Here is a 14,324-nt window from a genome sequence, read left to right as displayed (position 1 = left end):
AGTCAATTCTTACCGTTTTTCTTAATACAATGCTAAAGTTTCTGTTTTGTTGAAGTTTTAGACAATTCTTTTAAACAAAATATTAAATTTGAGTACTTGAGAACGACTACAAACAGTTTATGAATACGGTAAAAACCTCTTTTAGCATCAAAGATTTAGAAAGCTTTGGTGGCATAAAAGCCCATACGATTCGTATGTGGGAACGCCGTTATAATCTTCTCGAGCCAGATAGAACTGAAACAAACATTCGTACTTATTCTATAGGAGATCTTCAAAAATTATTAAACGTCACTTTCTTATTAGACCACAATTATAAGATCTCAAAAATTGCAAAGCACTCAAGTAAAGAGATCGCAACACTAGTTTCAGATATTGTTGAGGAAGACGATATGGGCACTAATCATCATGCAGTCAACTCATTCAAAATTGCGATGATGAATTTTGATCAGAAACTTTTCAATAGAACCTATGTAACCCTAAAGCAATCGCTATCGTTTAGAGAAATCTTTTTTAAAATATTCATCCCATTATTAGAAAACATAGGCTTACTCTGGCAATCTGGAGTTATTAATCCTGCTCACGAGCATTTCATTTCAAACCTTATCAAACAAAAAATTCTAATCAATAAAGAGCTTTTAGAAAATGCTGATCGTGATGGATGTGAAAAAATGTTTATTCTCTTTTTACCAGAAAATGAGATTCATGATCTAGGGTTGATGTTTTTAAATTATGAGATCGTTGCACACGGTTTTAAGTGTGTATATCTCGGACAGAATATTCACATTGAAGATTTAAAATACTTAGCAAGTACACAACAACAACCTTATTTTGTGTCCTATCTTACAGTTAATCCCTGCGAAACTTCTGTAGCCGATTTTGCAAAACGTTTCAATAAAGATATTGGACGAAATAATATGCCTTTGTACCTTCTGGGAAGAATCATACAAACGGCTAAACAATCAGAAATGCCTGAAAACGTAAAACTTATAAAATCTATAGATGCGTTTAATACGCTGCTTAACTAATTAATTTATGTCTAAAAAAATTGCAATTATAGGTTCTGGTTTTTCGGCTCTTGCAGCTTCTTGTTACTTAGCAAAAGCTGGTCATTATGTAAGTATTTACGAAAAGAACAGCAGTCTGGGTGGTCGTGCAAGACAATTTAAACGCGAGGGGTTCACCTTTGATATGGGACCATCGTGGTACTGGATGCCAGATGTTTTTGATCGATTTTTTGAAGATTTTGGTAAGAAAACCTCGGACTACTATTCGCTAGAAAAATTGAATCCTGCTTACAGTGTCTATTTTGGTAAAAATGAATACATCACAATTGAAGATACATTAGAAAAAATTAAAGCGACTTTTGAGCTTATTGAGCCGGGCAGCGCTTCAAAACTACAAGAATTTATAGACGAAGCCGGGGCCAATTATGATGTTGCGATAAAGGATTTAGTATATCGTCCCGGAGTTTCTCCACTTGAACTTGTGACACCTGCTACTATAAAAAAAATAGGTAGCTTTTTTAGCACGATAAGCAAAGATGTACGCAAATCTTTTAAGAATCCAAAACTGGTTTCAATACTAGAATTTCCTGTTTTATTCTTAGGTGCAAAGCCAGATAAAACGCCTTCTTTTTATAGCTTTATGAATTATGCCGATTTTGGTATAGGAACATTTCATCCTAAAAATGGGATGCACGCTGTTGTTGCTGCAATGGTTAATTTAGCCGAAGGTCTTGGGGTTAAAACTCACGTCAACAGCACTATTGGGCGCATCCGTACATCGGGTTCAAAAGCTACAGGAATTGAAGTAAACGGTAAAACTATTGAAGCCGATATTGTACTTAGTGGCGCCGACTATCACCACACCGAAACCTTACTTCCTAAAAACCTCAGACAATATTCTGAAGAATACTGGGATAAAAAAGTATTTGCTCCCTCTTCTCTACTATTTTATGTAGGCTTTGATAAAAAAATTGAACGCGTTAATCATCATACCTTGTTTTTTGATGTGAATTTTGAAAAACATGCCCGTGAAATTTACGATGAGCCAGAATGGCCAGACGAGCCCTTGTTCTATGCAAACTTCCCATCTATTTCAGACGATAGTATGGCACCAGAAGGTAAAGAAGCTGGTTTTTTTCTGATTCCGTTGGCTCCCGGAGTTTATGATTCTCCAGAACAGCGTGAAAAATATTTTGAAATAATTATAAATCGACTTGAAGAACTTACGGGTCAATCTGTTAAAAAAAATATTATATTTAAGGAATCCTTTTGTGTAAATGACTTCGTTGAAGAGTACAATTCATATAAAGGAAATGCGTACGGATTAGCGAATACCTTGTTACAAACCGCATTTTTAAGACCTAAACTTAAGAGTAAAAAAGTTGATAACCTCTACTTTACAGGCCAACTCACTGTCCCGGGACCGGGAGTGCCTCCTGCTCTAATCTCCGGTAAACTAGTGGCCGGTTTGATAACTAAAAATGACTAAGAAAAAGAAATGAAAGAAATTTTCGACAACGTATCCTTAGCTTGTTCAGAAACGGTGACGCGCTCGTATAGCACTTCATTTTCTACGGCTACCCGTATGCTTGCGCCGAGTATAAGGAAGGACATTCACAACATTTATGGTTTTGTAAGGTTTGCAGACGAAATCGTAGATACCTTCCACGATTATGACAAAAAAGAACTCTTTGAGCGCTTTGAAAATGACCTGGAGCACGCACTTGAACACAAAATAAGTTTAAATCCTATTCTCAACTCTTTTCAGCATACTTTCCATACCTATAAGATCGAAAAACATCTTGTAGATGCTTTTATGAACAGTATGCGCCTAGATCTTTCTAAAAGTAAATATCTTACGCAAGAGGAATACAAAAATTATATTTATGGCTCTGCTGATGTTGTAGGGCTTATGTGCCTTACTGTATTTGTAAAAGGAGACAGAGCTAAATATGATGAACTTAAAGAAAGTGCACAAAGCCTAGGCTCTGCCTTTCAAAAGGTAAATTTTTTAAGAGACCTTAAAGCAGATCACGAAGAATTAAGCAGAACGTATTTTCCCAATACTAACCTCAATGCTTTAGACGAAGCATCAAAGCAAAAAATTATTGCAGAAATCGAAGCTGATTTTGCAAAAGGTCTTTCTGGTATTTGTAAATTGCCTGTAGAAGCAAAATTTGGTGTTTATACCGCATACCGTTATTATAGAAAATTGTTACTCAAGTTAAAAAACACTCCGTCTTTGGAGATAAAAAATGCACGTATTCGTGTTCCTAATTATGTGAAGGCATCTCTACTGGCGCGTAGTTATGTAAAATATAGATTAAACCTTATTTAAAATGCAAACATTACTCTGGATCTTTGTTTTCTTGCTCACTTTTGGCATTATGGAGTTTATGGCTTGGTTTACTCATAAATATGTTATGCACGGTTTTTTGTGGTCATTACACAGGGATCACCATCATAAAGACCACGGCTCTTGGTGGGAGCGCAATGACTTTTTCTTCATCTTTTATGCATTAGTAAGTATAGGTTGCTTTCTATTATGGCAATATGAAAATGTGTGGATTGGTTTACCTATAGGACTTGGTATTTTTGCCTATGGTGTTGCCTATTTTATGGTACATGATATTTTTATCCACCAGCGTTTTAAACTTTTTAGAAATGCTAACAATTGGTATGCTAGGGGAATTAGAAGAGCTCATAAAATTCATCATAAACATTTAGGTAAAGAAGAAGGTGAATGTTTTGGAATGCTTGCTCCTCCCTTAAAATATTTCAAAAATAAATGAGCTTTTTAACCGCTTCTTGGAAAAAGCTCTGCTTTGCTAATTACACCATCGACCCTGAGATACTCAAGCCTTATGTGCCTGCACATACAGAACTTGATTTTTATGAAGGGAAATGTTACGTAAGCCTTGTAGGTTTTTTATTTGACGATGTTAAACTTAAAGGCATCACGATTCCTTTCCATAAGCGGTTTGAAGAAATTAATCTCAGGTTTTACGTAAAGTATTTTAATGGTAAAATCTGGAAGCGTGGTACGGTTTTCATATCTGAAATCGTTAGAAAACCTGCTATTGCCTGGGTTGCTAATTTGCTTTATAATGAGCAATACAGCGTTTTTAAGATGCATTATAAGCACGACCTTACTGATGAAGAAAACTTCTTTAGTTATGGGTTAGACTTTGAAGAGAACTGGCAATTGTTTCAAGTTGCAACAGCTACTAAAACGCACAACTATAAACCCGGCAGTATAACCGAATTTATTACAGAACACTTTTGGGGTTATAGTAAAAAGAATAAGAATCAAACCTGGGAGTACGAAGTGCGTCACCCTATTTGGGAAGCTTATAAAGTTCTGGATTATGAAGTGATTTTTGACTTTGGAAAAATCTACGGTTCAAAGTTTAATGAACTATCTACTCGCGATCCTGATTCTGTACAATGTATGGAAGGCTCTGCAATTAGTATTGAAGGTAAAAAGCTTATTAAAAAATAGAAACCTTTTAACAAAAGCTATTTAATAATTACCGTAAACCTATAATCTAAAGGATCTAAGGCTTCAAACAACTGCGGGATCAAATCTGAACCGTATTCTAAATAAAATTCAGAAAAGTTCATGATACGCTCTTGTAGATTTTCTAATGGGAAAAGCTCGTTTTGAATAGATGTTAATCTTCTTACGTGATCTCCTAATTTTTTCTTTTGTGCTTTAAGCAAGCGCTTTTCGAGGTTATCTAAACCTTTTAACTGCTTTACTTCCTGAGCTTTTACAGCTCCTAAAAAGGAAGCATCGGTTTCTGATGCCAACTTGTATAAATCCTCGAACTGTTTAACGAGATGTTCTTTTTGCGTACTAAAATCAACATCTATATTTGATATTTTTCTAATCTTTCGATTAATGAGATCATTCTGATTGAGAAAAAGATCTTCTATTGAAACGTTGAGTTTTTTTAATTTCTCCTGTTGCTTTTCAGTTATTAATAATGCAGAATTACGCACCATCAACATTGGGAACGTAACTTCAACAGCATCAAAAAAGCTTTTCAATTCTAACCAGTAAGCAATCTCTCCGCCTCCACCTATATACGCTAGATTAGGCAAAATAACCTCTTGATACAAAGGTCGCATTATGACGTTAGGGCTAAATGCTTCAGGTGTTTCTTCTAACTTAGTTAATAATTCTTCCTCAGAAAATTCAATTGAAGTATTATTTACAAAATAACGACTGTCCTTTTCAATAATACGTTCTCTAATACCGTCTGCCAGATAAAAAAGATTGATATCTCGGGCATTAACTTGAATAGAGTAACCCGCTTTTTCCAGTTTTTCTGCTTGCGTAGTCACAGCTTTACGGGCCTTGTTTTGAAGCAACTCCTGCTTCATATAAGGAGTAAAAATAGACTTCAACTGGTGATCATCACCATCTACAATCACTAGCCCATATTGACTAAAAATATGATGTGCTAAATAACGGGTAGCTTCCGTAAGCGTGTCGTGTTTAAGGTAAGCAGATTCAAACAAATTACAAAGCTCTTTAGCTAAATGCGTGTTTCCTAATTCTGCGCAAATAAGATTAAAAACCTCTTGCAGACCTTTCGTTTTAAGACCCCCTACTGCTCCCTTATCATTATCCTGTATATCCTCCCGGTTCCATTGTATTTTCTTACCATGAAGTCTAAAATAATTGATTTCGTTAAAATCATGATCTTCGGTAGCCATCCAATAAACCGGAACGAAATTATACTCAGGATAGGCCTCTTTTAATTTTCGCGAAAGCGTAATTGTGCTTATAATCTTATACAAAAAATAAAGTGGCCCGGTAAATAAGTTAAGTTGGTGACCAGTTGTTACGGTAAATGTATTTTCTTGTTCTAATTGCTCAATAGCTGATTCTAAAGCCTCTCCTGCCTCTAAGTTTTTATATTGATTACGCAAAGCGGAAGCTAAAACAGAACGATTCTTTGCAGAAAAAGATTTTGCTTCTAGCTGCTTTTTAAAATTCTCCAATGTCGGAAAATTACCATAAAATTGATTCAGACTCTCTTTCTTATCTAGATAATCACAGATGAGTTTAGAGAAATATCCGGTTTCTTTATACACTATTTTATGAATCGACATGGAGTTCTTTTTTCAATATCAACGATTCCGCAAAAATTATTACTTTAATCGTCAAAAACTAGTTTTCAAGGTAATTATTAGTAGTCAAATTTTAGATTTCACAACGAGAGCAAAAATAAAAGAATAGCCCAGTTTTACAGCCCAAATTTACGTTAATTCACAGAGAACAACTTACTCACAATTTTAGTAGTTTTACTGTTCGCTCGATAATCGAGATTTAATCATTTAAAGGCTATATTCTAAGTAAATATGCTTTTATAAACGATTTCTTGGACTTGGCCAAAATACTGCTTACTAACCTAATTATTATATGTACAGATTTACACTATTAATTACCCTACTTTTTACTAGTTTGAGTTTCTCTCAATCTCTGCAGTCGCCCGAAGAATTTCTAGGATATAAAATAGGGACAGAATTCTCTAGACACGCAGATGTTGTGTCATATTTTGAGTATGTAGCTTCCAATTCTGATTGGGTTACTTATAAAGAGTATGGAAAAACCAATGAACGTAGACCCTTAACCTATGCCATAGTTACAACTCCAGAAAACCAGGCGAATATTGAAACTATTAGAACCAATCAACTTCAAAACGCCGGTATTGAGAGTGGAACTGCAAATCCTGATAAAGCCATCGTTTGGCTGAGCTATAATGTACACGGTAATGAAGCAAGCAGCACAGAAGCTTCAATACTTACACTTTATGAATTAATCACGAATAAAAAAGAGTGGTTGAAAAATACCGTTGTTATTATTGACCCTTGCATTAATCCTGATGGTAGGGATCGTTATGCTAACTGGTATAACAAAGTAAAAGCAACGCCATTCGACACCAATCCTGATGCTGCAGAGCATAACGAGCCCTGGCCTGGTGGTAGAGCAAACCATTACTTGTTTGATCTAAACCGCGATTGGGCCTGGGCAACTCAAAAGGAAACCCGGCAGCGCTTAAAAGTTTATAACAGTTGGTTGCCTCATATTCACGTAGATTTTCACGAGCAAGGCATAAATAACCCGTATTATTTTGCTCCAGCAGCAGAACCTTATCACAAGATAATAACCCCGTTTCAGTTTCAATTTCAGCAAGAAATAGGAAGCAACCACGCTAAGTATTTTGATCAAAATGGATGGCTGTTTTTCACCCGAGAGGTGTTCGATTTACTTTACCCAAGTTATGGCGACACCTATCCTACTTACACCGGCTCTATAGGCATGACCTATGAGCAAGCAGGCGGTGGGCATGCAGGTTTAGGCATCAAAAAAGCAGACGGTACAATTCTAACATTAGTAGATCGTGTAGCCCATCATTTTACTACTGGGATTTCTACTGTTGAAATGGCTGCCAATAATGTAGAAAGACTTAATTCTGAATTTAAAAAGTATTACAGCAACCCTGATGTAGCATATAAAAACTTCACGCTTACCGGGGAAAGCGATCATCAGGCTGCTTTGGCTGAACTTTTAGATACACACGGTATACAATACCGATTTGCCTTTTCCGGAAAAACAAGTGGATACAATTATGATTCTAAGAAGCAAGGAAGTATGAATTTTGACCAGGCTCTGGTTGTGAGTACAGATCAACCTAAAGGTAAACTGGTACACGTACTTTTTGAGCCAGAAGCAGCTTTGTCTACTCCGCTTACTTACGATATAACTGCTTGGAGCTTACCATATGCATACGGTTTAGAAGCGGTTGCAAGTACAAAAGCGAATTCTGAAACTAAAACAGATCCTTCAAATCATGAGCCTAATGTAATATCAAATAATGCAGCTGGCTATATCTCAAAATGGAATAGTATGGAGGATGCAAAATTCTTAAGTGCCTTGCTTCAGGCAAATATTAAGGTTCGGTTTTCTGAAAAAGCTTTTACAAACAGTGGGGTAGACTATCCTACCGGTTCTTTAATTATTACCAGAAGCGATAATAACACAACTGAATTTGATTCCAAATTAATTACAATAGCTAATGAATTTAAACGCAAACTCACCCCTGTAAAAACCAGTTTTGCATCTGCAGGTCCAGATTTTGGTTCGTCATCAGTAAAACTGATTAATAAAGCAAAAATCGCAGTTTTAAGCGGAGAACAAACTTCTTCATTAAGTTATGGTGCAACTTGGCACTTTTTTGAACAACAATTAAATTATCCTGTAACTTCTATTTTAGCCGAAGATTTGGGGCGTATAAACCTAACTGATTATGATATTCTGGTCTTGCCTAGCGGGAGATACCGTTTTGATGAAAACACCTTAGATCAATTAAAGTCTTGGGTTCGTAGTGGTGGAAATTTAATAGCTATAGATAATGCATTAAGATCTTTTAGCGATAAAGATGGTTTTGGTTTAAAAGAGTCTGAACCTCTAAAAAATGGAGATACTATTGTTGATAAATTGGTTCCTTATGCAGAGCGTGAAAGTTCACGAGCTAAAGAACTCATTAGCGGTAGTATATTTAAAACACAAGTAGATAACACCCATCCGTTGGCTTTTGGATACAGTGATACCTATTACAGCTTAAAAATAGGTAGCGATGCGTATGCCTTGCTAGACAACGGCTATAATGTTGCTTATTTGAATGACAGTCTGGAAAGTGTATCAGGCTACGCTGGTGAAGATGCTTTAAAGGCTTTAAAAAACAGTTTGATTTTTGGTGTTCAGCCTATGGGTCGAGGTACTGTAACGTATATGGTAGATGATCCGCTTTTTAGAGCATTCTGGCAAAACGGAAAATTATTTTTTGTAAATGCCCTATTTTTAAATAACCCTAATAACTACAGAAACTAACGTGATTCTCACAGAAATTGAACTCAAACTAATTGAGAGTTTTGTACTCTTATTTGTATTATTAGTAATACGATATGCAGTATCTAAACTCATTATCAGACGATTTAAGAAGGCTAACTTTGATATTACACGTAAACAAATAACCGTCAAAGTCCTCAACATGCTATTTTTTCTCGTGCTGGGCTTTTCGATGGTAATTATTTGGGGCTTTTCGGGAGCAGATGTAATTGCCGGTATTGGATCTGTAATCACGATTCTGGGTGTTGCTTTTTTCGCGCAATGGTCATTGTTATGCAACATCACTTCAGGATTGATTCTCTTTTTTAATCATCCTTTAAAAATTGGTGATTATGTAGAAATCGTAGATAAAGATTTTCCGATGTCAGGACAAGTTGAAAACATCACCCTTTTCTTCTTACACCTTCGTAACAAAGATAACCATGTCTATACTTTAGCAAATACCATTGTTGTTCAAAAAACAATGCGCATTATGAAACCAGAAGAATTTTTTGAGGAAATAAAAAAATTAGAAGAAGAACAAGAAGATAAAAACACACCAGGCACAGAAACTGCACTTGATTAAATTAAAAATATCTCTAAAAAATATGCTGAGCCTGAAAAACTTATATATTTCATTGTGGGTAATGCTTGACTCAGCTCAAAAAAGTTCAGTAATTAAGACTTGAGGTACAAGTTATTGATCAAAATTTAAAACCTCAAAAATCTTTGAAAAAATAAAAGCACATAAGCATTTATATTGAAAACTATTATTGTAGTTTTATAACTATAATAATAGTTTTTTTTTGTTCTATGCATATCTTTTTGTTTTTTACAGGGTTGATATGCTGTGTAACTGCATCGGGACAAAAGCACCTTAGCGGCTACGTTTACAGCGCTAAAGACTCGACAGTTCTAGAAGCTGTTAGTATTTATTTTGATGGCACAACAATAGGTACAATAACTAATCAAAATGGCCACTACTCCATTCCTATACAAGAAGGTATAAAAAGTCCATTAGTTCTCACAATGATGGGTTATTCTCCGGTTTACATCAACAATTATTTAAATACAGATGGGAAAATGCCTCCTGTTTACTTAGAAGAAATGACTGAGCAACTGGATCAAGTATTTCTCGAAACCGATCCCTGGACACGCGAACGCAAATTAAAAGTGTTTATGCTTGAATTTCTAGGACACTCACAAGAAGCTCTAAAATGTAAGATACGTAATCCTGAGGTACTCAAACTTCATTACAGTCCATCTCAATTAAAACTTACTGCTTGGGCTAACGAGCCTCTTATTATTGAAAATAAATATATGGGTTATACGGTAGACTATACCTTAAGTGATTTTCATGTAAATTATGAAAAAAGCCTTAATTCAGGAATGCAGTTTGTAAATATGGTTTACTATGAAGGCTTTAATTTTTATCAGGAATTGAAAAAGAAAACACGTAAAAAATATATCAAAAACCGAGAAAACTCCTATTCAGGTTCTACACTTCATTTTATGCGTTCATTAGCACAAAAGAAGTTACACGAAAATGGCTTCAGAATCTTCTATGATAAATTTGAAGCTCCACCTTATTTACATTTTGAATTTAGAAAAGTTCAAGATAAAACTTATGTAAAACTGCTGGTTGACAAGTTAAGTATCCTTTACGATAATGATGAACAATCAGCTATTCAAACCAATCAGCCTTTTATGATAGATGCTTTTGGAAATCACACCCCCCCCAATGCTATAATTATGGGGGGTGCGATGTCTACAAGAAGATTTGCTTTTATGCTTCCGTTAGATTATAAGCTTCTCCCTGAGTAAGTTCCTGCTGAACAAAGTCATTTTTGAAGTATCTTAAATCTTCAGCTTTGAAATAATTGAGATCCAGCATTTCACCATTTCCCATACCTGCGTTAATCGTTAAACTCTTATCGGTCAATTTGATAGATTTGATCGCATTCCGATTAAAAACAATTGGTTTTTGTTCTGGTGCTTTTAGCATCAGGTTCTGATCGTCCCACTTGATAACAGAAAATAAACTGTTACTGTAAAGCTGATAACCTAGCATACCGAGCATTGAGATACCTACAACAAGATACCACCAATTTAAAATGGAATTATCTTCTGTAAATTGGGGAATAAGTCCGATAACGACATATAGCACACCAAATACTAATAAATAATTGCGTTGCTTTTTGTGCAATTTCGAAGTTATTTTTTTCATCTCTAGAACTATATATATGCTTCTAAATATAAATATTATTTTTTTACAGGCTCTGCATATAGGTCAAAATCTTCAGCTTCAGTGATTTTTACCCAAGTGTATTCTCCGGTTTTTAAATAATGTTGCGAAGCGTCAATAAGCACTTCATTGTCCACATCTGGCGAGTCAAATTCCGTACGGCCTACAAAATAGTTTCCCTCTTTTCGGTCAATAACAATACGGAACTCCTTCCCTATTTTCTCTTGATTTAACTCCCAGCTGATCTGTGATTGCAACGCCATAATTTCGTTAGCTCGCTCCATTTTAACATCTTCAGGAACATCATCTTCCAGATTATAAGCATGTGTATTTTCTTCGTGAGAGTAGGTAAAACAACCCAAACGCTCAAAACGCATTTCTTTTACCCAATCGCGTAACAGCTCAAAATCTTCTTGAGTTTCGCCGGGATACCCTACGATCAAGGTAGTCCTAATCGCCATTTGCGGTACTTTCTCTCTAAAGGTATGCAATAGTGCATTGGTCTTTTCATAAGTCGTCCCACGACGCATAGACTTCAGCAACTTGGTCGAGATGTGTTGCAATGGGATGTCAATATAATTACACACTTTAGGTTCTTCATTCATCACGTCGAGCACATCCATCGGGAAACCGGTAGGAAACGCATAATGCAGACGAATCCACTCAATACCTTCAACTTTTACGAGTTCGCGTAAAAGCTTTGCCAGTGCACGTTCTTTATACAGATCAAGACCATAATAGGTTAAATCCTGGGCGATAAGAATCAGTTCTTTGATCCCATTTGCAGCTAACTTTTCTGCTTCAATTACCAGATTTTCTATCGGCGTACTTTTGTGTCCGCCACGCATTAACGGGATAGCACAAAACGAACAAGGGCGATCACAGCCTTCAGCAATCTTTAAATAGGCATAGTTTTTTGGAGTAGTAGTCAAACGTTCTCCTATCAACTCATGCTTATAATCTGCTCCTAAAGCCTTTAATAATCCGGGTAATTCTGTGGTTCCAAAATACTGATCAACATCCGGAATTTCCTGTTGCAAATCAGGCTTATAGCGTTCAGAAAGACAACCGGTTACAAAAACCTTATCTACGATACCATCTTCCTTTTTTTGAACGTATTCTAAAATCGTATTAACCGATTCTTCTTTAGCATTAGCAATAAAACCACACGTGTTGATCACCACAACATTACCTTCCTCTTCGTGAACAACTTCTTTGTTATTTGCCCGCAATTGTCCCATCAAAACTTCACTATCATAAACGTTCTTAGAGCAACCTAAGGTCACTACGTTTATTTTATTCTTCTTAAGGGTTTTAGTACGCATAATGCTCTTTATTTTGGGGCGCAAAGATACGGTGTTTTAACGATTTTATGCCTTAAATTAGATGAATCTTAAATTCAGTGAATATGAGACCATTACTTTTAAGATCACTTATTATGCTACTACTGAATTGCTCTTAGATGAATAATTAAATTATTTAGGTAAGAAATAATAAAAAGAATCACTCCTTAAAATCTGCAGGAGTCTTTCTCTTTTTTGAAATCGTCTCATAGGCAAAAGCTAGTTCTAATAACTGAGCTTCTGATAGTGTGGGTGCGATAAACGTTAATCCCATCGGGCGATTATCCTTCTGATAGCCCATAGGTACCGTAATCGCAGGGTATTTTGCTACAGCTGCATATCCTGCCATATAGTTATTTATTGAAAGTACAGCATCTAGATTATTGGCTTTTATCGGTTCATCAAAGAACTTTCTTCCATTACGCTCTAAGGTATCTTTAATTGCCGTGAACTCTTCGGTAGATGCAGAATCTGCTAAAACCCCATAAAATAATTTTTGACCGTAAGGCATTCTAATCAAAGAATCTTCTTTGTTGTAAACTGTGATTTCATCTAAATCATTTACTGAAAGTTTATCAGAACCATATTTTGAGATGTAAGCAGGTAAATCTACTTTCATATCCAGATTTAAAACCCGTACAAATTGCGGTAAATCAATTTCAGGTCGTTCTAACTCAACTAAAGTGGCGCCAGCTTCTTTTAAAGCCTGTACTGCCTGCACGTACAAGGTATCCTCATAGCCTTTGTAATATCCTAAGCGTTTTTCTTTTAAGAATCCTTCAGGATCTAAATTCTTCAAAGCGTTGATATAATTTGTTTGCGGTGCATTTAAACTTACAGCCTTTTCATCTTCAGAATCCAGACCGGTCATTGCCTGAAGCATAATCGCATTGTCGATCACAGAGCGTGTCATCGGCCCCGGGGTGTCTAACGTACTTGAGATGGGCACAATTCCTCCACGAGAAAGTAAACCTATGGTAGGCTTCAAACCTACAACTGAGTTTGAACTTGATGGTGACAAAATAGATCCACTAGTTTCTGAACCTACCGCGGCGACAGCAAAATTAGCCGCCATTGAAACACCGCTGCCCGAACTAGAACCGCCAGTATCATGAATTTTTCTTCCGTAAGGATTTAGAGTTTGACCGCCTACTGCAGAATACCCGCTGGGGCAATCACCACAAAAGAAATAAGCCCACTCGCTCAAGTTAGCTTTACCAAGAATCAAAGCACCGTTTTCTTTTAATTTTTGAGTAATATAAGCATCACCTGTAGTGTTTTTCTCAAAAACAACCGCTCCGGCAGTAGTTGGCATTCCGGAAGCGTTTATATTATCCTTTAATAAAACCGGCATCCCGTAGATTGAATATAGATCAAGATTTTCAGGTCGATTTGCATCCAATTCGCCTGCCTCTTCTAAAACTTTTGGATTTAATGCAATAACTGAATTCAATGACAATTCATTATTGCGGTCGTATTTTTTGATTCGGCTTAAATAAAATAAGGTAAGCTCTTCATAGGTAAGTTTACCATTTGCTACAGCCTCCTGTATTTCAGGAATTGTTTTTTCAAAAATCAGAGGTTTGAGTTTATCGTACTTCGTTTCGATAAATGTTTTTACCTCAAAATTGAATGATTTCCACAAAACTGATGTATCTAAAACCTTAGAATCTAAAACAGCATACTCACGTTCCTGATTACTATCTTTTTGAATTTCTGGGCTTTCCTGAGTATTGGTGTTCGATTCTTTTTTACAAGAGAGTAGTATAAATAGTGTACAAAGAAGTAAAATTTGTTTCATAGGGTTTTAATTTTCCACCTAAAATACA

The 14,324-nt window shown here is 35.8% G+C and carries 12 protein-coding genes; 8 read left to right on the top strand and 4 right to left on the bottom strand.

What is annotated here, in order from left to right; genetic code table 11:
- Positions 1 to 119 precede the first annotated feature (119 nt).
- The 5 genes from DSM03_RS10435 to DSM03_RS10415 are packed head-to-tail and all read left to right on the top strand — an operon-like array spanning position 120 to position 4,506.
- Positions 120 to 1,025: a MerR family transcriptional regulator gene (locus tag DSM03_RS10435; protein WP_128760459.1), complete on the top strand. Its 906-nt coding sequence runs from the start codon at positions 120 to 122 to the stop codon at positions 1,023 to 1,025.
- Positions 1,026 to 1,032: 7 nt separating this feature from the next.
- Complete coding sequence (locus tag DSM03_RS10430; protein WP_128760458.1) at positions 1,033 to 2,493, top strand: phytoene desaturase family protein; 1,461 nt, start codon at positions 1,033 to 1,035, stop codon at positions 2,491 to 2,493.
- Positions 2,494 to 2,502: 9 nt separating this feature from the next.
- Complete coding sequence (locus DSM03_RS10425; protein ID WP_128760457.1) at positions 2,503 to 3,342, top strand: phytoene/squalene synthase family protein; 840 nt, start codon at positions 2,503 to 2,505, stop codon at positions 3,340 to 3,342.
- A gap of 1 nt (position 3,343) precedes the next feature.
- A complete protein-coding gene (locus DSM03_RS10420) occupies positions 3,344 to 3,796 on the top strand; it encodes a sterol desaturase family protein (protein ID WP_128760456.1) in 453 nt (150 codons plus the stop codon).
- Positions 3,793 to 4,506, top strand: coding sequence for a YqjF family protein (locus tag DSM03_RS10415; protein WP_128760455.1), 714 nt, complete (start codon positions 3,793 to 3,795; stop codon positions 4,504 to 4,506). The genes DSM03_RS10420 and DSM03_RS10415 overlap by 4 nt, the downstream gene beginning before the upstream one ends.
- A gap of 17 nt (positions 4,507 to 4,523) precedes the next feature.
- Here DSM03_RS10415 and bshC read toward each other — a convergent pair whose 3' ends face one another.
- Positions 4,524 to 6,128 (bottom strand): bacillithiol biosynthesis cysteine-adding enzyme BshC, encoded by a 1,605-nt coding sequence (gene bshC / locus DSM03_RS10410; RefSeq protein WP_128760454.1) that lies wholly within the window; start codon positions 6,126 to 6,128, stop codon positions 4,524 to 4,526.
- A 310-nt stretch (positions 6,129 to 6,438) separates the two neighbouring features.
- On the opposite strand from bshC, the gene DSM03_RS10405 reads away from it, so the two are divergent.
- From DSM03_RS10405 to DSM03_RS10395, 3 genes are all read left to right on the top strand, one after another.
- A complete protein-coding gene (locus DSM03_RS10405; RefSeq protein WP_128760453.1) occupies positions 6,439 to 8,910 on the top strand; it encodes a M14 family metallopeptidase in 2,472 nt (823 codons plus the stop codon).
- Positions 8,911 to 9,070: 160 nt separating this feature from the next.
- Positions 9,071 to 9,493 carry a mechanosensitive ion channel domain-containing protein gene (locus DSM03_RS10400; RefSeq protein ID WP_128760452.1) on the top strand — a complete coding sequence of 141 codons (423 nt, stop codon included), beginning with the start codon at positions 9,071 to 9,073 and terminating at the stop codon, positions 9,491 to 9,493.
- Positions 9,494 to 9,720: 227 nt separating this feature from the next.
- On the top strand, positions 9,721 to 10,731 hold the full coding sequence (locus DSM03_RS10395; protein WP_128760451.1) for a carboxypeptidase-like regulatory domain-containing protein: 1,011 nt from the start codon (positions 9,721 to 9,723) through the stop codon (positions 10,729 to 10,731).
- On the opposite strand, the gene DSM03_RS10390 is transcribed toward DSM03_RS10395, so the two are convergent.
- The 3 genes from DSM03_RS10390 to DSM03_RS10380 form a co-directional block, all read right to left on the bottom strand.
- Positions 10,694 to 11,134 carry a hypothetical protein gene (locus tag DSM03_RS10390; RefSeq protein ID WP_128760450.1) on the bottom strand — a complete coding sequence of 147 codons (441 nt, stop codon included), beginning with the start codon at positions 11,132 to 11,134 and terminating at the stop codon, positions 10,694 to 10,696. The genes DSM03_RS10395 and DSM03_RS10390 overlap by 38 nt on opposite strands.
- A 35-nt stretch (positions 11,135 to 11,169) precedes the next feature.
- Positions 11,170 to 12,477 carry a 30S ribosomal protein S12 methylthiotransferase RimO gene (gene rimO, locus DSM03_RS10385; protein WP_128760449.1) on the bottom strand — a complete coding sequence of 436 codons (1,308 nt, stop codon included), beginning with the start codon at positions 12,475 to 12,477 and terminating at the stop codon, positions 11,170 to 11,172.
- A 178-nt stretch (positions 12,478 to 12,655) separates the two neighbouring features.
- Entirely contained in the window at positions 12,656 to 14,296 is a 1,641-nt protein-coding gene (locus DSM03_RS10380; protein WP_128760448.1) for an amidase family protein, read from the bottom strand.
- Positions 14,297 to 14,324 lie beyond the last annotated feature (28 nt).

Origin of the sequence: Leeuwenhoekiella aestuarii, assembly GCF_004104055.1 — a bacterium.
Taxonomy (GTDB): domain Bacteria; phylum Bacteroidota; class Bacteroidia; order Flavobacteriales; family Flavobacteriaceae; genus Leeuwenhoekiella; species Leeuwenhoekiella aestuarii.
This window is presented reverse-complemented; position numbering and strand designations above follow the sequence as displayed.